This window comes from Brenneria sp. L3-3C-1 (assembly GCF_016456245.1).
Lineage (GTDB): Bacteria > Pseudomonadota > Gammaproteobacteria > Enterobacterales > Enterobacteriaceae > Brenneria.
In genome coordinates this window covers 526,284-545,117 of record NZ_JAEMHF010000001.1, presented here as the reverse complement: position 1 = coordinate 545,117, position 18,834 = coordinate 526,284, and the positions used below count along the sequence as shown (strand labels likewise).

Genomic DNA, 18,834 nt, shown 5'->3' with positions numbered 1-18,834 from the left:
GAGGCGTAACGGCGAACCGCCGTTACGCCTCACCGCTGATTGAATCCGCTGCTCAGGGTTACTGTTTGAGCGGTTGCCAAATCAGGTTATTGGTTCCCAGCGTTTGTTTATCCCGCACGCATTGCAGGATCACGCCGTCTATTTTCAACACCGCGCCTTCCGAATAGTTACGATTTTCGTAAACACAACAGCGCATACAATTATTCTGTCCACGCGTAGCGGAACCCGCGCCCCACGCTTCGGCGGGAACAGGCACCACGATATCTGTCGCGCCACGATTTGGATTTGCCTGAACCGTCGCCGACAACGTCAGCACCGCGGCGGAAATAAACCAGCAAACTAACGATCTCATTAACTCTGATCCTTCTTTTTGGGCTGAGGCTTACGCCGCTTTTTACTGCTTGCCTGAGGGGCGGTGATGCCTTTAAATGCACTCACGCCTCGACTCTGTCTGGCTTGATAAATCAACGCCTGCAAAGAATGCGTCAGCGGTTGCATAAAATCCTGATAGCGACACTTTTTTTCGCTGATTTGCGTCAGCGTCGCTTCCCAATGCGCCGTCATATCCGGATGTGCTGCGCTGTCCGGCAGAGAGTGAATCAATGCCCGCCCCGCTTCGCTGGCATGAATATAACGCCCCTTTTTGAATAAAAACGTCCGCTTGAACAGTAACTCGATAATACCCGCGCGCGTGGCCTCCGTTCCTAAACCATCGGTTGCCCGCAGGATTTTCTTCAGTTCTTTATCCTGCACAAAGCGCGCGATGCCGGTCATCGCCGACAACAAACTTGCATCGGTAAACGGCCGCGGAGGCTGCGTTTGCCGTTCCACCACCTCGCCGCGCTCGCACAGCAACTCATCGCCTTTGGCGACCACCGGCAACGGGGTGCCCTCATTTTCCTCATCCCGCTCCTTCCCGCCCAGCAGCGTACGCCAGCCGGCCTCCGCCAGAAACCGGGCTTTGGCGACAAATTTCCCCCCGGCGATATCCAGATCGATAACGCATTTCCGAAACACCGCGTCGGGGCAAAACTGCATGATATATTGTCGGGCAATCAGCCCGTAAACTTTACTCTCATTATCCGATAATGCGGCAGGCGCACTGCGCGCCGTGGGGATAATCGCGTGGTGGGCATCCACTTTTCCGTCATCCCAACAGCGGTTGCGACGCTCGATATCCATAACCGGCTGCGGCAATAAATCCGACTGATGCGCCGAAATGGCGTTCAGAACCGCGTGGCGGCCGGCAAAATGCTCCTCCGGCAGGTAACGGCTATCGGAGCGCGGATAAGTAATCAGCTTGTGGGTTTCATACAGCTTCTGACAAATATCCAGCACCTGCTGGGCGCTGAGCGCAAACCGTTTGGCGGCTTCAATCTGCAACGTCGACAACGAATAGGGCAACGGCGCCGTTTCCGATTCCCGCTTATCATTATAGCCAGTCACAAACGCAGGCTGACCGTCGATGCGTTTGACAACGTGCTCCGCCAAAGAACGGTGTAGTAACCGCCCTTCTTCATCCTGATAAGGCTCACAGGACTCGCTCGGCTGCCATAGCGCGACAAATCGTTCGCCTGCCGGGGTGAGGATATGCGCTTTAACCTCGAAATAATCTTTCGGGACAAAGTTCTCGATCTCTTCATCACGGCGCACCACCAGCCCCAGCACCGGGGTTTGCACCCGGCCGACCGACAGCACGCCGTCATAGCCGGCATTGCGCCCCAGCAGCGTGTAAGCACGGGTCATATTGATGCCATACAGCCAGTCGGCCCGGGAACGCGCCAGCGCAGAGACGCACAGCGGGATGAACTCCCGGTTCTCCCGCAGCCTTGACACGGCCCGTTCGACCGCCTGGGGATTAAGATCGTTGACCAGACAGCGCCTAACCTGATGGCGCTTTTCTGCCGGCAGGGAAAGATACTCCAGCACCTCGTCAACCAGCAGTTGCCCTTCACGATCGGGGTCGCCCGCATGAATGATTTCGCTGGCGTCCGCCAGGAGTTTTTTGATGGTGTTGAGCTGTTTGCTCACCGAAGGTCGAGGCTGCAACAGCCATTTCTGCGGGATAATCGGTAAATCGGCCAATGACCAGCGCGCGTAACGCGCGTCATAAACATCAGGTTGCGCCTGTTCGAGCAAATGCCCGACGCACCAGGTCACCACATCGTTCTGACCGCAGGCGATAAAACCCTCGCCGCGTCGATGCGGTTTCGGCAATACGTCGGCGATCGCCCGCGCGAGGCTGGGTTTTTCGGCAATAAAAAGTCGCATTACGCACCATTGCGCTGAAAGACGGTTTCACAACTGCCGTTGTGCAAACAACATGGAAAAAGCGGGAAGAAACAACGCCCCTTCAATTGGCGCCGATCAGAAATAACGGACAAATTTTTCAGCATCAAGCGGCATCACCCGGGTCGAGGCTTTCAGTTGCGGCGTCCCCAGATAGAGGAAACCGACAATCTCATCCTGTTCGCGGCAATCAAAGGCTTCGCGTACCTGCGGATGATGCGTCCAGGCGCCGCTGCGCCAGATGCCGTTATATCCCTGGGCCAGGGCCGCCATTTGCATGGCCTGAACGGCGCAGCCGGCGGAAACGACCTGCTCCCAGCGCGGGACTTTGGGATTAGCTTCGCAATGCGCCACAACGGTAATAATCAGCGGCGCGCGAAACGGCGCCTGCCTGGCTTTTTCTATGCCGGCTTCATCCATGCCTTCCTGCTTTGCCGCTTCGGTCAGTAATCGGCTAAAACGTTCGAGCCCTTCATTTTCGATTACAAAGAATCGCCAGGGCTGTAAAGTACCGTGATCCGGCGCTCGCATACCGGCGTGGATAATATGGTTAAGCGCTTCACCGGAAGGAGCGGGTGTTGTCAAGCGTGAAGCCGAACGACGATTAAGTAACAGTTCGAGAGCATCCATCGCACATCTCCTGTATGGCAATCTGATTTTTGTGGTAAGGCGACATTGCGCGCCACGGTAGCACAAGTAGAAGTTTTGTTACAAGATACCCCCATCCGGGCGCCGTCCGGGTACTATTTAATGCTGACTTTTTACCGTCCGCTCATTAGGATATTAAGCTGTTTTCCCGTTCCCGGAGATATCATGCGCACATTGTGGCGAATTTTTAGCGGATTTTTTAAGTGGACATGGCGTCTGCTTAATTTTATCAGAGAATTTATTCTCAATATTTTTCTTATCGCGCTCATTCTTATTGGCGTCGGGATTTATACACAATTCAGCGGCACCCCGGCCGAGACCGCCCGCGGCGCGTTGCTGATCGATCTGACGGGCGTGGTGGTCGATCAGCCCACCATGAATAATAAATTTCGTCAGTTGGGGCGCGAATTTTTCGGCGCTTCCAGCAACCGTCGGCAGGAGAACTCCCTGTTTGATATCGTTGACAGCATTCGCCAGGCAAAAAATGACGATAACATTACCGGCATCGTGCTGGATCTGAGCGATTTTACCGGAGCCGACCAGCCATCATTACACTATATCGGCAAAGCCCTGCGGGAGTTCCGGGACAACGGCAAGCCGGTCTACGCCGTCGGCGATAGCTATAATCAGGCGCAATATTATCTGGCCAGTTTCGCCAATACCATCGCGCTAACCCCGCAGGGGAATGTGGATCTGCACGGTTTGGCCACCAACAATCTCTATTTCAAATCCCTGTTGGACAAACTGAAAGTCACCACCAACATTTTCAGGGTTGGAACCTATAAATCAGCCGTTGAGCCATACCTGCGCGACGATATGTCCCCGGCCGCCAGAGAGGCGGACAGCCGCTGGATCAACACGCTCTGGCAGCACTATCTGGACACCGTCGCCGCCAACCGGCAGATCACCCCGCAGCAGTTGTTCCCCGGCGCAGCCGCTATCATCGCGGACTTGCAGGCCGTACAAGGCGACACCGCACGCTACGCCTTGCAAAACAAGCTGGTGGACGAAGTCGCCTCCCGTTCCGTTATCGAGCAAACACTGGTAAAAACCTTTGGTTGGAACAACAAAACCAATAACTTTAATTTCACCAGCATTTATGACTACGCGCCTAAGCCGCCGGTGCAGAATAATAATCAGATAGCCGTGATTTTTGCCAATGGCGCGATTATCGACGGCCCGGAAACCCCTGGCATGGTAGGCGGCGACACGACGGCCGCCCAGATCCGCGCCGCGCGTCTCGATCCGAAGATTAAGGCGGTGGTTATGCGGGTCAATAGCCCTGGCGGCAGCGTAACGGCCTCTGAAATGATCCGTTCGGAGCTGATGGCGGTACGTCTTGCCGGCAAGCCGGTGGTGGTGTCAATGGGCGGTATGGCGGCATCGGGCGGCTATTGGATTTCAACGCCGGCCAACGCCATTATCTCCAGCCCGAGCACCCTAACCGGTTCTATCGGCATTTTCGGCGTGATCACCACATTTGAAAACTCACTGGAAAGCATCGGCGTCCACACCGACGGCGTGGCGACCTCTCCGCTGGCCGATCTGTCGATTACCAAATCGTTACCCCCGGAATTCAGCCAGATGGTTCAGTTGAGCATCGATCGCGGGTATAAGAATTTTATCGACATCGTCGCTCAGGCGCGTAAGAAAACGCCGGAACAAATCGATCAGATCGCACAGGGACATGTCTGGACCGGCAGCGATGCCAAAGAGAATGGACTGGTCGATCAATTAGGCGATTTTGACGATGCCGTGAAAAAAGCCGCCGAACTGGCCAAACTGGGCCAGTATCAGCTTAGCTGGTTTGCCGAACAGCCAAGCCTGTTTGACGCCATGCTGAACCAGATTAACGCTTCGGTTTACGCCTGGTTGCCCACCGCCGTTCAGTCGCTGCTGCCCACCCCGATGGCGCAGTTGGCCCAGGCGGTACAATCACAGCCGTCCATCATGAATAACCTCAACGACCCGCAGCACCGCTACGCACTCTGCCTCACCTGCGGTGAAATCCGCTAAAGGCGGCTTAAGTCCGGCGTTGCCATTTTATGCGGCGACGCCGGACTGTTATGATCGCCGGCGGCGGGGAAAACGACATTAATCACGGAGTCAGCGATGAACAGAGCGCTATTACTGATCGATTTGCAGAATGATTTTTGTCCCGGCGGCGCGTTAGCCGTCAACGAAGGGGATCGGGTAATCGATGTCGCCAATCGCGCCATCGCCGCCTGCGTCACCGCGAACATCCCGGTTATTGCCAGCCAGGACTGGCATCCGGCCGATCATGGCAGCTTTGCCGTCAACGCCAACGCGCCGCTGGGCGAAACCGGCGAGCTGGACGGACTCCCGCAGGTCTGGTGGCCGGTGCACTGCGTTCAGGATCGGCCTGGCGCGCAGTTTCATCCGGCATTACATCGGCAGGCGATAGAATGGGTGGTGCGTAAAGGCACTCAGGCCGACATTGATAGTTACAGCGCGTTCTTTGACAACGGCCACCGCGCTAAAACCGAACTGGACGACTGGCTGCGCTCCCGCCAAATCACGCATTTAACCGTAATGGGCCTCGCCACGGATTATTGCGTCAAGTTCAGCGTGCTGGATGCGTTGGCGTTGGGCTACAAAACGGATGTGCTGACGGAAGGGTGCCGCGGCGTCAACCTTCGCCCGGAAGATAGCCAGACCGCCCTTCAGGAAATGCAACGGCATGGGGCGAACCCGATCTCGCTGAAAAACTTCATCGCCAGTCTGCCGCGCCGCGCATAGCGTATGAAGTCGGAGTGGGATCAGTCCCGCCCGCTGGGGCAGCCTGCCCCGCGCCGTGTTTATTTCTGTGGTTTGATCCTGACGAAGGCCGCGGCGTCACTGAACTGTTGCTTAAGCTCCTGTTTGCTTTTCATGACGATTTCACCATCGGTGCCAATGGTCATGTGCTCTGGCTGTTGGTTATGACGCGCTTGCCATAACATCACCATTTGCAGACAGTTCTCTTTTTGCTCCGCGGATAAAGCGACGCCATCCGGCCACTTCCCTAATTCAACCGCCGTTGCCAGCCGCTGATAAATCTCCGGCGTCATCGCATCAATCAGGCTATTGAGTTGCATATCCTTATCCCTGCATGTATTTAGCTGAAACGTTTAAAGCTATACGACTGCACCGACGCCGATTAGCCGTCGACGCGCTCGCCATCCACGTCATCAATAAAACTTAGCGACGCGGAATTGACACAATAACGCTCCCCCGTCGTCGGCGGGCCGTCAGGAAAGACATGCCCTAAATGCGCGTCGCAGTTTCCGCAGCGGATCTCGATACGACGCATATTATGGGAGTGATCGTCAATATAGCGAATGGCGTCCGCCGACACCGGCCGGTCAAAGCTCGGCCAGCCGCATCCTGAATCATACTTATTATCTGAATAGAACAATGGTTTCCGACAGCACAGGCAATGATAAACACCCGTACGCTTGTTGTGCAGCAACTTACCGGAATAAGCGGGTTCAGTGCCCCGTTGCTGGGTCACGTAGCGTTGCATTTCTGTCAGATCTGTTGCCTCTGAGGCTGTTTGCTGAGAGGGATGGTTACTCATAGGGATCTCGCAAAGTCTGGTATCTATAAAATTCATCATCAATTATAACAAAAAATTAACAACCTTGCAGGCCATTTTGGCTTAATATAATAGCGGCTATCAGGGGAATATTTAATTGTGATGCTTGTCACAATTTTGCCTGATACAGGCTTTACTATAGAAGCAAAATGCCCGTTATCAGGCTGAGATGTTCTTAATTTACAGCACTGGCGGATTTTCGTTCAAAGATTGGTCATAGGTTTGACTTACAGCAACTATTGACACGATTCCGCTTGACGCCCAGCAAGGTTTTTGTAATTTTACAACCAACCTTTTATTCACTAACCAATATCTGGTGGAATATATGACTATCAAAGTAGGTATCAACGGTTTTGGCCGTATCGGCCGTATTGTTTTCCGCGCTGCGCAAGAACGCTCTGACATCGAAATCGTTGCGATTAACGATCTGTTAGACGCTGATTACATGGCGTATATGTTGAAATATGACTCTACTCATGGTCGTTTCAACGGCACCGTTGAAGTCAAAGATGGCCATCTGGTTGTTAACGGCAAAACTATTCGTGTTACCGCAGAACGCGATCCTGCGAACCTGAAGTGGAATGAAGTAAACGTTGATGTTGTTGCTGAAGCAACCGGTCTGTTCCTGACTGACGAAACCGCTCGTAAACACATCACCGCCGGCGCGAAAAAAGTGGTTCTGACCGGCCCGTCCAAAGACAGCACGCCAATGTTTGTTATGGGCGTTAACCACAAATCTTACGACGGTCAGGATATCGTTTCCAACGCATCTTGCACCACTAACTGCCTGGCGCCGCTGGCTAAAGTCATCAACGACAACTTCGGTATCGTTGAAGCGCTGATGACCACCGTTCATGCGACCACCGCGACTCAGAAAACCGTTGACGGCCCGTCTCACAAAGACTGGCGCGGCGGCCGCGGCGCATCTCAGAACATCATCCCGTCTTCTACCGGCGCTGCCAAGGCAGTAGGTAAAGTCATCCCTGAACTGAATGGCAAACTGACCGGTATGGCGTTCCGCGTTCCTACTCCGAACGTATCCGTTGTCGATCTGACTGCTCGTCTGGAAAAACCGGCTTCTTACAAAGAAATCTGCGCGGCTATCAAAGCAGCTTCTGAAGGCGAACTGAAAGGCGTTCTGGGTTATACCGAAGATGACGTGGTTTCCACCGATTTCAACGGTGAAAAACTGACTTCCGTATTCGACGCCAAAGCCGGTATCGCACTGAGCGACAACTTTGTGAAACTGGTATCCTGGTACGATAACGAAACAGGTTACTCTAACAAAGTACTGGATCTGATCACCCACATCTCCAAATAAGTTCGTGTGATGATTCAATGATGAAGGGCGACCGGTTGGTCGCCCTTTTTATTTGCTGATTAACAACAACCAAAAATAGGCAACATCATGAATGATAAGATTTTCGAGCTTCCCGTCACCCAAAAGATTACCCCGGCCATAAGCCTGCGACAGGTAGAGCAACTGCCGGTGGTTGTCGTGGATCATCCTCAGGTTCGCGCGGCCGTAGCGCTACAGGGCGCGCATCTGTTGAGCTGGCAGCCAACGGGTCAGGCGCCCGTTCTTTGGCTGAGCGGCAACACGACGTTCGTCGAGCATGTGGCAATCCGCGGCGGCATTCCGATCTGTTTCCCGTGGTTTGGCCCCTTTGCCGAACCTAATCACGGTTTTGCCCGTTTGCTGCCGTGGGAATTCACCTCCCACAGCGAAGATGAACATGGCGTACAGCTGGCTTTTACCCTGCGGGACACCGCAGAAACGCGTAAAACCTGGCCGCATGAGTTTACCCTGATCGCCCGTTTCAAGCTGGGTAAAACCTGTCATATCGAACTGGAAGCGCATGGCGATTACTCCATCACCAGCGCCTTGCATACCTATTTCCAGATCGGCGATATCAGTAAGGTCGCCATCCGCGGCCTGGGCGATCGGTTTATTGATAAAGTGAATCAGGGCAAGGTAACGACGCAGTCAGGCGATCTGGTTTTTAGCGATCGTACCGACCGCATCTATACGCATCCGCAGGATATTAGCGTTATTAATGACCCGGCATTACAACGCACGATTGAAGTGCATCACGCCCACCATAGCGATGTTGTATCGTGGAACCCCGGCGCGGAATTATCGCACACCATCGGCGATATGACCGACGACGGTTATAAAACCTTTGTGTGCGTGGAAACGGCGCGAATTCATCAGCCTTTCGTCGCAACCGTGCAGTCTCCTGCCCGTCTGTCCGCGACTATTTACATCAAGCCGGCCGCGTAACCGCAAGATGGCCTATGCTCTCCCGATCATAGGCCATCAACACCGCTGGCTCACACCACATCCAGATGCTGTTTACGCTGAGGCGGCGGAAATGCCCGATCCAGCAAGACGAGCTCATCAGGTTGCAGCATAATATCCATCACCTGTGCATTTTCTTTAACATGCTGTTCGGAACTGGCTTTAGGAATGGCTATCACGCCGGGTTGGCGAATAACCCAGGCCAGCAAGACCTGAGCCGGCGTGATGGCGTGCTGCCTGGCGATAGCATTGACCACCGGATCGGCGAATAATCCATCACGCAACCGCCCCGCCTGTGCAATCGGACAGTAGGCCATCACCGGCACATGTCGTTGCCGGCACCATGGCAGCAAATCGAACTCAATGCCGCGTGACGCCAGATGATATAGCACCTGATCGGTCATGCATGCGTTGCCGCCATCCAGCGACCAGAGTTCCTGCATATCATCGGTATCAAGGTTGGACACGCCCCAACGACCGATTTTGCCTGACTGCTGTAGTTGCTGCATGGCCGTTATCGTATCGATTAGCGGAATGCCGCCGCGCCAGTGCAGCAGATACAGATCGATATGGTCGGTTTGCAGACGTTTCAAACTCTGTTCACAGGCTTTAATCGCTTTTCCGCCGCCGGCGTTGTGCGGATAAACTTTAGAAACCAGGTAGACCTTGTCGCGCCGCCCGCGGATCGCTTCGCCGACGACGATCTCCGCCCCGCCCTCCGCATACATTTCCGCCGTATCGATCAGCGTCATTCCTTGATCAATGCCGGCCTGAAGCGCTTTTACCTCCTGGTCTTTTGTCCGGGAATTTTCGCCCATATACCATGTGCCCTGCCCGACAGCAGGCACTTTCGTTCCGTCTGGAAAACTAACGTCTCTCATCGCCATGATTGATCCCCCTGAGATAAAAATAGCACAACGCTGAGTGCACAATTAATGTGCAAATGGGGTGATTTCACCCCATTTTTGTGCAGCGAATGCACCATGATATCGAAGGCGCGTTAAAAGCGATAACTGACACCCACGCTCATTAACGCGCTATAGCTGCTATCGACTATCGGGCTATCTTTCGTTTCGTCGGACAAACGGGTATAACGGCCCACGGCCCAGGCGCTCCAGCTTGGGTTTATCTGGTAGTTGGCGCTAAGCTCGACAAACGGCGCCCATCCATCGCCGGGACGATAACGGCTAAACCCTGAACGCGCCGATTCCTGACTGCTGACGCCATAGTAATAGCGGTTCATATGCTCGCTGAACCAGGTCGCGCCGATGCCCGGCGTAATGCTCAGGTCGCCCAGCATGAAGCGATAAAGATAGGCGGTATCCCAGATGAACCCGTTGCTGTAATCCAGCGTGTCGCCGGCCAGTACGGTACGAATCTGCCCCCAGTCGGCGATATGGCTATAGGCCGCCCCGGCCATCAGCGTGCCGCGCCGCTTATCCAACTGCCTCATCCGCGGGTCATCGTTATCGCCGGGCTTAAACCCCAACGGCAGGTAATAGGCCGTCAGCGATAGCTTGTTGGCGCCGTCATTCCACAAATAGTACCCACCACCCAAACCACGAAAATAAAAATTTTCGCTTTCGTAATTCAGCACGGGAAAAGGGAAAACATGATTGTCATCACCGCGATACACCGACGTTGAACCGTACGCTCCCGCGCCTAATGACACCTCAGCCGCATGGGCCGCGGGCAACGCGACGGCAACCGACACCAGCGCGGCTGACAGACATAATTGAGGCCTATTCACAATTTTTTGTTTCCTATTCCAGATAAACATCGTTAAAAATGATGACTCAAGCATTCATACTCTCGCCTGGTTTACATAAAAATAAGGCGGCGAGTTACTTATATCAATATTGCCGCAGTCTCACAAACACGGCGTCAACACCCACCAGACGGGATGTTACACGCTATGCTCAGGAAGTGAGTCATTGAAATATCTTAAAAATATGTCTTCCGGGTAGAGAAATTTTTGCGGATGCAAACTACGCTTTAATAGAGAAGGTGAAGTTTTCCGAGTCTACGAGCCGGCATAAAAGCACAATCTCGCTTTGCACCACAAGTTGGCATAAGGGTTGCTGTACTCAGGGGGATTTCTTCTTTCGGAGAGCTAATACATTATAGGTTGTGCAAATTCCACACGCTCTCTTAATCTGTGCTAATCGACGAAGGACGGGCATCGCTATGAACATATTTGATCATTACCGTCAGCGCTACGACGCTGCCAAGGATGAAGAGTTCACATTGCAGGAATTCCTTACCATCTGTCAGCAAGATCGTAGTGCGTATGCGAATGCGGCTGAGCGATTACTAATGGCCATCGGTGAACCCATGATGGTGGATACCGCTCATGAATCGCGCTTATCCCGTTTATTTTCGAATCGGGTCATTGCCCGCTATCCTGCTTTTGAAGAGTTTTATGGTATGGAAGACGCCATAGAACAAATCGTGGCTTACCTGAAACACGCCGCTCAAGGATTGGAAGAGAAGAAACAGATTCTGTATCTGCTGGGGCCGGTGGGCGGGGGTAAATCCTCCCTGGCTGAACGCCTGAAAGTGCTGATGCAGCATGTTCCCATTTATATTCTCAGTGCCAACGGCGAACGCAGCCCGGTCAACGATCATCCGCTGTGCCTGTTCAACCCGCAGGAAGACGCCGCCATTCTGGAGAAAGAGTACGCCATTCCGCGGCGGTATCTGGGCACCATCATGTCACCCTGGGCGGCTAAGCGTTTGCAGGAATTTGGCGGCGACATCACTAAATTCAAAGTGATTAAAGTCTGGCCGTCCATTCTGGCGCAGGTGGCTATCGCCAAGACGGAGCCGGGGGATGAAAACAATCAGGATATTTCGGCGCTGGTCGGGAAAGTCGATATCCGCAAACTGGAACATTACGCCCAGAACGATCCCGATGCTTACGGATACTCCGGCGCACTCTGCCGCGCCAACCAGGGCATCATGGAATTCGTCGAAATGTTCAAAGCGCCGATTAAAGTGCTGCATCCGCTGCTGACGGCAACGCAGGAAGGTAACTACAACGGTACGGAAGGCATCGCCGCCCTGCCGTTTAACGGCATCATCCTGGCGCACTCCAATGAATCTGAATGGGTGCAGTTCCGTAACAACAAAAACAATGAGGCCTTCCTTGACCGCGTCTACATCGTGAAAGTGCCCTATTGCCTGCGCGTCTCTGAAGAGGTCAAGATTTATGACAAACTGCTTAACCACAGCGAACTCACGCATGCCCCTTGCGCGCCGGGTACGCTGGAAACGCTGGCCCGTTTCTCGATCTTGTCGCGCCTGAAAGAACCTGAAAACTCCAGCCTCTATTCGAAGATGCGGGTTTATGACGGCGAAAGCTTGAAAGATACCGATCCGAAAGCGAAATCCTATCAGGAATACCGTGATTATGCCGGCGTGGACGAAGGCATGAACGGTCTTTCAACCCGTTTCGCCTTTAAGATCCTTTCCCGGGTATTTAATTTCGATCACAGCGAAGTGGCGGCTAACCCGGTACACCTGTTCTATGTGCTGGAGCAACAGATTGAACGCGAGCAATTCCCGCAGGAGCTGGCGGAAAAATACCTGGAACACCTGAAAGGTTACCTGATCCCCAAATATGCGGAATTTATCGGCAAAGAAATTCAGACAGCCTATCTGGAGTCCTACTCCGAATACGGGCAGAACATCTTTGATCGTTATGTCACCTATGCTGATTTCTGGATCCAGGATCAGGAATACCGCGACCCGGATACCGGTCAACTGTTTGACCGCGAGTCGCTGAACGCCGAGCTGGAGAAAATTGAGAAACCTGCGGGGATCAGCAATCCCAAAGATTTTCGTAACGAAATCGTCAACTTTGTGCTGCGCGCCCGCGCCAACAACAGCGGACGGAATCCGAACTGGACCAGTTATGAGAAACTGCGGACGGTGATTGAGAAGAAAATGTTCTCCAACACCGAAGAGCTGTTGCCGGTGATTTCGTTTAATACCAAAACCTCAACGGATGAACAGAAGAAGCATGATGATTTCGTCGATCGCATGATGGAGAAAGGCTACACCCGCAAGCAGGTTCGTTTGCTGTGCGAATGGTATCTGCGCGTGAGGAAGTCATCATAATGCGGCACGATGCTGGCAATGTCGTTTGGGGGAAATATGGCCTATTTCATTGATCGACGGCTTAATGGCAAAAACAAAAGCATGGTTAACCGCCAGCGCTTTCTACGCCGCTATAAGTCGCAAATAAAACAGTCGATTTCCGAGGCCATCAATAAGCGTTCGGTGACGGATATCGAAAGCGGGGAGTCGGTGTCGATCCCCAATGGGGACATCAGCGAACCCATGTTTCATCAGGGCCGCGGAGGACGGCGTCATCGCGTCCATCCCGGGAACGATCACTTTGTACAGAATGACCGAATCGAGCGGCCGCAGGGAGGCGGCGGCGGCTCCGGTCAGGGCGATGCCAGTAAAGACGGCGAAGGCCAGGATGAGTTTGTGTTTCAGATCTCCAAGGATGAATATCTGGATCTGCTGTTTGAGGATTTGGCGCTGCCGAATCTGAAAAAAACCCAGCACCGGCAGCTTAATGAGTACAAAACCCATCGGGCGGGTTACACCGCCAATGGCGTTCCCGCGAATATCAGCGTGGTGCGCTCGTTGCAAAACTCGCTGGCTCGACGGATGGCAATGACCGCGGGCAAACGCCGGGAGTTGCATGTCCTGGAGGAAACGCTGGAGCAACTGGCGAACACCGAGCCGGCGCAGCTGCTGGAAGAAGAGCGTCTGCGCCAGGAGATTGCCGAGCTGCGCCAAAAGATTGCCCGCGTGCCGTTTATCGATACGTTTGACCTGCGTTACAAAAACTATGAACGCCGGGCCGAGCCATCCAGTCAGGCGGTGATGTTTTGTCTGATGGATGTTTCCGGCTCCATGGATCAGGCGACAAAAGATATGGCTAAGCGCTTTTATATTCTGCTCTACCTGTTTCTCAGCAGAAACTATAAAAACGTCGATGTCGTTTATATTCGCCACCACACGCAGGCCAAAGAGGTGGATGAGCAAGAGTTCTTCTATTCACAGGAAACGGGCGGGACCATCGTTTCCAGCGCCTTAAAGCTTATGGAAGAAGTCGTCAAGGAACGTTATGACCCGTCGCAATGGAATATTTATGCCGCCCAGGCATCCGACGGCGATAACTGGGCCGACGACTCACCGCTGTGCCACCAGATCCTGGCCAAACAACTGCTGCCGATGGTGCGCTATTACAGCTACATTGAAATCACCCGGCGTTCACATCAAACGCTGTGGCGTGAATATGAAATGTTGCGCGATGAGTTCGACAATTTTGCTATGCAGCATATTCGCGATCCGGATGATATCTATCCGGTTTTCCGCGAACTTTTCCGTAAACAGACCGTCGGTAATTAGCATAAATAAACCAGCCAGTTACTCTTTTCTGGCTGATTTTATGCTCCCCATCCCCTGCCGGTTCGCTACGTTCGAGCGCGATTTTGTGGTCAACGCGCGATAGTTCGGCCTGCACGAATTAGCGCAACGGCATCTTTTGTTACAACGTCACCAATATAACGCTTTCATTCATGAACCGCGGGCATTACCCTATCGGTAAATAAAATTTAGGTTTCTGTCTGGTGATGCAAAAATTTGTTCTGCTCTTGCTGGCTCTGGTATTACTGGGGCCGCTGGGCATCGATATTTATTTACCCCTGATCCCCGCCATTGCTCAAGGATTGAATAGCTCGGAACCTCTGATTCAATCAACTATCGCACTGTTTATTCTGGTGATGGGTTTGGGCCAACTGGTCGCCGGCCCGCTGGTAGACATGTACGGTCGCCGACCGATGGCGCTTGCCGGCGTGATTCTCTACATCATCGGGGCGGCGATGGCGGCGTTGGCAAATGATGCCGTCGTTTTTATTGTTTCACGCCTTTTTCAAGGTATCGCCGTCTGCTGCACCGCCGTGGCGATTTTCAGTTGCGTACGCGACAGACTGAATGGCAATGATGCCGCCCGAACATACGGTTTTCTTAACGGCACGCTCAACATCGTGCCGGCATTGGCGCCGTTGCTCGGCGGACTGCTGGCCGAAGCCTTTGGCTGGCGCGCGCCGTTCTGGTTTCTGACCGGCTACAGCGCGGTGATCCTGGTGTTGATCGGCTTTTTTCTGCCCGAAACCAGGCCGGACACAACCCTGCCTATTCGTGAGTTGCCCCTGCGGCAATATGCCCGCATTTTATCCAATCCGCGCTTTTTAGTCTTTGCGTTAGTCAATGCGGGAGCAATGGGAATGGCGCTGACCTATGTCACCTTTTCATCAGTGGTATTGATGAATCAGGCGCAGTTGACGCCGTTGCAGTTTTCATTCGCTTTCGGCGGAAATGGCTTTTGGATTATGCTGGTCAGCTTTTTTGCCAACCGGATTATTCGCAAAGCCGGCCGGCCGGTTTGTCTGACGATGGGCAGCATACTGATGGGGGCCGGATTCCTCAGCCTTCTTCTGGGCGTTGCCCTGCTGCCGCCGCATTTGCAGAATAGCTGGCCAAGCTACATGCTGCCCGTCGGACTGGCCTGCGCCGGGCTGGCATTTTTAATCGGCCCGGCCACCAGCTACGCGCTGGAACCGTACTCCAATGAAGCCGGGATTGCCTCGGCGATGGTCGGCTTTATTCAGATGGCCGGCGGCGCGGTATTAGGGCTGGCGGCGATGGCATTGCCGCTGCCCGCTAAAGTGTCACTGGCGATGGTCATGCTGTGCGCGGCGTTGCTGGCCGTCCGGGCCAGGCTGTTAACCCGCACGTTGAAAGGCCGCATTACACCGCTGCCTCAGCGTTAGACCTTGGCGTAGCGGAATACCGATAAATCGTCGGATTGAATATCCGGCGTTTTACCCGAAATAATATCGGCCAGCAGTTGGCCTGAGCCACAGGCCATCGTCCAGCCTAAGGTGCCATGCCCGGTATTCAGGTACAGGTTTTTCAGCGGCGAACGTCCGACCAACGGCGTGCCGTCCGGCGTCATAGGACGTAACCCGGTCCAGAACGTCGCCTGCTCAATCGGCCCGCAATGCGGGTAAAGATCGCGTACCACCCTCTCCAACGTTTCACGCCGTCTCCCATTCAGCGAGGTATTGAAACCGACGATTTCCGCCATGCCCCCTACGCGGATACGCCGATCAAAGCGCGTGATGGCGACCTTATAGGTTTCGTCCAGCACCGTGGAAACCGGCGCGGCGCTGGCATCCGCCAGCGGAATGGTCAGGGAGTAGCCTTTAAGCGGATAAACCGGAATAGCGAACCAATCGCGCAACAGCCCGGTAGAATATGAACCGCAGGCCATGACATAAGCATCCGCGGTTAACACTTCATCATCACATTGCACGCCAACGATCTGTTGCCCTTCCACCTGTAGATGGCGAACGGCCATACCGAACTTAAATACCACGCCGGCGTCCGCGGCCATTTTCGCCAGTTGGCGGGTGAATAACTGACAATCCCCCGTTTCATCATGCGGCAGACGCAAGCCGCCGGTGAGTTTATCCGTCACGTTCGCCAGCGCAGGTTCGACGGTGGACAATTGCAGCTTATCCAGCAGTTGATAAGGTACGCCCGCCTCTTTCAATACCGTGATATCGCGGGCCGCGTTTTCGTATTGCTGCGCCGTGCGGAACAATTGCAGCGTGCCGCCCTGCCGGCCTTCATATTGGATATCGGTTTTCTGACGCAGCGTCTGCAAACAATCCCGGCTGTATTCAGCCAACCGAACCATACGGGCTTTATTGATTTTGTAATGGCTGCTGTCGCAATTCAGCAGCATCTGCCACATCCAACGCAACTGTTCAGTCGAAAAATCCGGCCGGATCGCCAGCGGAGCATGCCGCTGAAACAACCATTTGACGGCTTTCAACGGGATACCCGGCGCGGCCCAGGGAGCGGAATAACCCGGGGAGATCTGTCCGGCATTGCCGGCGCTGGTTTCAAGCGCCGGCTCCGGCTGCCGGTCGATGATCGTCACCTCATGCCCGGCCTGCGCCAGATACCAGGCACTGCTTACCCCAATAACGCCGCTCCCTAGAATTGCAACCCGCATCTTTACTTCTCTCCCTCAATGATTCCGATTTACCGTAACCCTGTAATATGCTGGATAATCGATTGTCTATTAGAATAAAAGACTACTCTAGCATTTAGGTAAAAATTGTCATCAGGTGTAGATATAGCATTTATCTATTGTTCGTTAGCGGTGCGAACAGCCTATTATACGAACCTATGCCATGAATATTTTCTGCCAACCTACCGTTTTTACGTCACTTTTATCAGATTGAGCTACGATTAATAATGTCTGTACGATATGGTGCAGACGAATCACGTAAGGGGCGCGCTGATGGCTATATCGACTGATAACCCGGTAAAAAAAACGCATCACCTGGACGATGGGCCAGACTGGTCGTTTGAGTTATTGCAGGTCTATCTGGATGAGATAGATCGGGTAGCGAAACTTTATCGTCTGGACACCTATCCTCATCAAATTGAAGTGATTACGTCCGAACAAATGATGGATGCCTATTCCAGCATCGGTATGCCGATCAACTATTCTCACTGGTCATTCGGGAAAAAATTTATCGAAACCGAGCAGCGTTACAAGCACGGTCAACAAGGTCTGGCTTACGAAATCGTTATCAACTCAGACCCTTGTATCGCTTATCTGATGGAAGAAAATACGCTGCCCATGCAGGCGTTGGTCATGGCTCACGCCTGCTACGGACATAACTCCTTCTTCAAAGGCAATTATCTGTTCCGCAGTTGGACTGACGCCGGCTCGATTGTCGATTATTTGATTTTCGCCCGGCAGTATATTGCGCAATGCGAAGAGCGCTACGGCGTGGAAGAGGTGGAACAACTGCTGGATTCCTGTCACGCACTGATGAACTATGGTGTCGATCGCTACAAACGTCCGCAGAAAATATCGTTGGAAGAGGAAAAATCCCGGCAGAAGAGCCGTGAAGCCTATTTGCAAAGTCAGGTCAACGATTTGTGGAAAACGCTTCCCCGCCGCGAACAGGGCGTTTCTCAGGAACAAGCGCGGCGTTTCCCGCAAGAGCCGCAGGAAAACCTGCTCTACTTTATGGAAAAAAACGCGCCGCTGCTGGAACCCTGGCAGCGAGAAATTTTACGGATTGTCCGTAAGGTCAGCCAGTATTTCTACCCGCAGAAACAGACTCAGGTGATGAATGAAGGATGGGCCACGTTCTGGCACTACACCATTCTTAACCACCTATATGATGAAGGCCGGGTTTCCGAACGTTTTATGCTGGAATTCCTGCATAGCCATACCAACGTCATATACCAGCCGCCGTATAACAGCCCGTACTACAGCGGGATCAATCCCTACGCACTGGGCTTTGCGATGTTTCAGGACATTAAGCGCATCTGTCAGGAACCTACGGAGGAAGATCGTTACTGGTTCCCGGATATCGCCGGTAAAGACTGGCTCGACACGCTTCATTTCGCCATGCAGAACTTTAAAGATGAAAGTTTTATCAGCCAGTTCCTGTCGCCGAAGCTGATGCGCGATTTCCGCCTGTTTACCGTTCTTGACGACGATCAGAATAATTATCTGGAAATCGCCGCGATTCATGATGAAGAAGGCTATCGATTAATCCGGCAGGAGTTGTCCGCGCAATATAACCTCAGCCATCTTGAACCGAATATTCAGGTCTGGAATGTGGATTTGCGCGGTAATCGTTCCATGACTTTACGCTATATCCCGCATAACCGTGCGCCGCTGGATAAAAGCAGGAATGAAGTGATGAAGCATGTTCATCGCTTGTGGGGATTTGAGGTATTTATGGAACAGGCGAATGACGATGGCAGCATCGAGTTGCTGGAGCGGTGTCCGCCACGCAGCGTATCGTCCTCATAGCGCTCGAACATTGATAGCAAAACGCCCGTTGATAAAGGGTATTCAGATAACAGCCTGAAT

Annotated in this window: 16 protein-coding genes; 8 read left to right on the top strand and 8 right to left on the bottom strand. The window is 53.3% G+C overall.

The features are described from left to right. Positions 1 to 58 precede the first annotated feature (58 nt). From JG725_RS02470 to JG725_RS02460, 3 genes are all read right to left on the bottom strand, one after another. The gene (locus JG725_RS02470) at positions 59 to 352 is read right to left on the bottom strand and encodes a DUF1496 domain-containing protein (RefSeq protein WP_199376417.1); all 294 of its coding nucleotides are present in this window, start codon (positions 350 to 352) and stop codon (positions 59 to 61) included. Next, positions 352 to 2,271, bottom strand: a complete 1,920-nt coding sequence (locus JG725_RS02465; protein ID WP_199376415.1) for a DNA topoisomerase III — start codon at positions 2,269 to 2,271, stop codon at positions 352 to 354. The genes JG725_RS02470 and JG725_RS02465 overlap by 1 nt, the downstream gene beginning before the upstream one ends. A gap of 96 nt (positions 2,272 to 2,367) precedes the next feature. After that, entirely contained in the window at positions 2,368 to 2,919 is a 552-nt protein-coding gene (locus tag JG725_RS02460; RefSeq protein WP_172287737.1) for an NAD(P)H nitroreductase, read from the bottom strand. Between the two features lie 183 nt (positions 2,920 to 3,102). On the opposite strand from JG725_RS02460, the gene sppA reads away from it, so the two are divergent. Both sppA and pncA read left to right on the top strand, forming a co-directional pair. After that, a complete protein-coding gene (gene sppA, locus JG725_RS02455; protein ID WP_199376413.1) occupies positions 3,103 to 4,953 on the top strand; it encodes a signal peptide peptidase SppA in 1,851 nt (616 codons plus the stop codon). Positions 4,954 to 5,049: 96 nt separating this feature from the next. Further along, complete coding sequence (gene pncA, locus JG725_RS02450) at positions 5,050 to 5,697, top strand: bifunctional nicotinamidase/pyrazinamidase (RefSeq protein ID WP_172287740.1); 648 nt, start codon at positions 5,050 to 5,052, stop codon at positions 5,695 to 5,697. Positions 5,698 to 5,756: 59 nt separating this feature from the next. Here the strand turns inward: pncA and JG725_RS02445 are convergent, their stop codons facing one another. Both JG725_RS02445 and msrB read right to left on the bottom strand, forming a co-directional pair. Beyond that, positions 5,757 to 6,035: a YeaC family protein gene (locus tag JG725_RS02445; RefSeq protein ID WP_199376411.1), complete on the bottom strand. Its 279-nt coding sequence runs from the start codon at positions 6,033 to 6,035 to the stop codon at positions 5,757 to 5,759. Between the two features lie 62 nt (positions 6,036 to 6,097). Continuing rightward, positions 6,098 to 6,517 carry a peptide-methionine (R)-S-oxide reductase MsrB gene (gene msrB, locus JG725_RS02440; protein WP_199376409.1) on the bottom strand — a complete coding sequence of 140 codons (420 nt, stop codon included), beginning with the start codon at positions 6,515 to 6,517 and terminating at the stop codon, positions 6,098 to 6,100. Positions 6,518 to 6,860: 343 nt separating this feature from the next. On the opposite strand from msrB, the gene gapA reads away from it, so the two are divergent. Both gapA and JG725_RS02430 read left to right on the top strand, forming a co-directional pair. Continuing rightward, complete coding sequence (gapA, locus tag JG725_RS02435) at positions 6,861 to 7,856, top strand: glyceraldehyde-3-phosphate dehydrogenase (protein WP_170158883.1); 996 nt, start codon at positions 6,861 to 6,863, stop codon at positions 7,854 to 7,856. Positions 7,857 to 7,943: 87 nt separating this feature from the next. Next, positions 7,944 to 8,819 carry a D-hexose-6-phosphate mutarotase gene (locus tag JG725_RS02430; RefSeq protein WP_199376407.1) on the top strand — a complete coding sequence of 292 codons (876 nt, stop codon included), beginning with the start codon at positions 7,944 to 7,946 and terminating at the stop codon, positions 8,817 to 8,819. A 50-nt stretch (positions 8,820 to 8,869) separates the two neighbouring features. Here the strand turns inward: JG725_RS02430 and JG725_RS02425 are convergent, their stop codons facing one another. Both JG725_RS02425 and JG725_RS02420 read right to left on the bottom strand, forming a co-directional pair. Next, positions 8,870 to 9,724 carry an aldo/keto reductase gene (locus JG725_RS02425; RefSeq protein WP_199376405.1) on the bottom strand — a complete coding sequence of 285 codons (855 nt, stop codon included), beginning with the start codon at positions 9,722 to 9,724 and terminating at the stop codon, positions 8,870 to 8,872. Positions 9,725 to 9,837: 113 nt separating this feature from the next. Beyond that, positions 9,838 to 10,587 (bottom strand): MipA/OmpV family protein, encoded by a 750-nt coding sequence (locus tag JG725_RS02420; protein WP_330526914.1) that lies wholly within the window; start codon positions 10,585 to 10,587, stop codon positions 9,838 to 9,840. 437 nt (positions 10,588 to 11,024) lie between these two features. On the opposite strand from JG725_RS02420, the gene yeaG reads away from it, so the two are divergent. From yeaG to JG725_RS02405, 3 genes are all read left to right on the top strand, one after another. Further along, positions 11,025 to 12,959: a protein kinase YeaG gene (yeaG, locus tag JG725_RS02415; RefSeq protein WP_172287747.1), complete on the top strand. Its 1,935-nt coding sequence runs from the start codon at positions 11,025 to 11,027 to the stop codon at positions 12,957 to 12,959. A gap of 36 nt (positions 12,960 to 12,995) precedes the next feature. After that, the gene (locus JG725_RS02410) at positions 12,996 to 14,267 is read left to right on the top strand and encodes a YeaH/YhbH family protein (protein ID WP_172287749.1); all 1,272 of its coding nucleotides are present in this window, start codon (positions 12,996 to 12,998) and stop codon (positions 14,265 to 14,267) included. A 224-nt stretch (positions 14,268 to 14,491) separates the two neighbouring features. Next, positions 14,492 to 15,691, top strand: coding sequence for a multidrug effflux MFS transporter (locus JG725_RS02405; RefSeq protein ID WP_199376403.1), 1,200 nt, complete (start codon positions 14,492 to 14,494; stop codon positions 15,689 to 15,691). Here the strand turns inward: JG725_RS02405 and JG725_RS02400 are convergent. Continuing rightward, on the bottom strand, positions 15,688 to 16,944 hold the full coding sequence (locus JG725_RS02400; protein WP_199376401.1) for a D-amino acid dehydrogenase: 1,257 nt from the start codon (positions 16,942 to 16,944) through the stop codon (positions 15,688 to 15,690). The genes JG725_RS02405 and JG725_RS02400 overlap by 4 nt on opposite strands. A 291-nt stretch (positions 16,945 to 17,235) precedes the next feature. On the opposite strand from JG725_RS02400, the gene JG725_RS02395 reads away from it, so the two are divergent. After that, a complete protein-coding gene (locus JG725_RS02395; protein ID WP_199376399.1) occupies positions 17,236 to 18,774 on the top strand; it encodes a SpoVR family protein in 1,539 nt (512 codons plus the stop codon). Positions 18,775 to 18,834 lie beyond the last annotated feature (60 nt).